The following is a 718-nucleotide window of genomic DNA, read 5'->3' as shown; positions in this document are numbered from 1 at the left end:
AATTAAAAACGACTTCTCCACCTTCATCATCTACGTAGGCTATTGTAAATACTTGCTCCCATTCTACTGGTATCATCCCACTGATCTCATTCGCAATCTCGTTATACATTTGACTTAATTTTTCTTCGAAAGTCATATTATCGCCCCTATATTTCAGCTTCATCTTGCTCTTTAATATATTGCTCGATTTCTTTAATTTCTTCCATTTCATATTTCATTTCTGGTATAACCCCAAATTTTTTGTACATATAATAATTTTGACGGCCCAATTGATCAAACTCTGTATTTATCCAATCTATATAATCAAATGAAACTTTTAATTCACCTTCTTTTGTAAAATCAAATTCGCATGATGTCAATGGTTCATGTCCTTCTTCTTTAAATATATTTCTTAACTTTTGAAATTGTTTATACAACTCATACGCTGAGTCCATAAATTCTGATTCCGATATATCATATTTATTTAATAAACTAGTATAGTAGTATAATTCATTACTTCCAGGTTCTGTGTAATAGTAGAACACTTCTCCTCCTTCATCATCTATATAAGGCATTGTATATACTTTTTCCCACTCTACCGGTATCATACTGCTAATCTCATTCGCAATCTCGTTGTACATTTGACTTAATTTTTCTTCGAAAGTCATGTTATCTCCCCTATATTTCAGCTTCATCTTGCTCTTCAACATATTGCTCGATTTCTTTAACTTTATTAATT

2 protein-coding genes are annotated in these 718 nt (G+C 30.9%); both read right to left on the bottom strand.

Features of this window, described 5'->3' with window-relative positions; genetic code table 11:
- The coding region (locus tag HMPREF2658_RS14915; RefSeq protein WP_371106837.1) for an immunity protein YezG family protein at positions 1 to 76 on the bottom strand (76 nt) is incomplete at its 3' end.
- A 70-nt stretch (positions 77 to 146) separates the two neighbouring features.
- Positions 147 to 647: a TIGR01741 family protein gene (locus tag HMPREF2658_RS07275; protein WP_000142119.1), complete on the bottom strand. Its 501-nt coding sequence runs from the start codon at positions 645 to 647 to the stop codon at positions 147 to 149.
- Positions 648 to 718 lie beyond the last annotated feature (71 nt).

The sequence above is a fragment of the Staphylococcus sp. HMSC062H10 genome, from assembly GCF_001836945.1.
GTDB lineage: Bacteria > Bacillota > Bacilli > Staphylococcales > Staphylococcaceae > Staphylococcus > Staphylococcus aureus.
Note: the sequence above shows the minus strand (reverse complement) of the source record. Positions and strands in the feature narration are given on the sequence as shown.

Bases quoted from the DNA above. Each gene is read 5' to 3' on its own strand.
- HMPREF2658_RS07275 (WP_000142119.1), bottom strand. From the start codon at position 647: ATGACTTTCGAAGAAAAATTAAGTCAAATGTACAACGAGATTGCGAAT.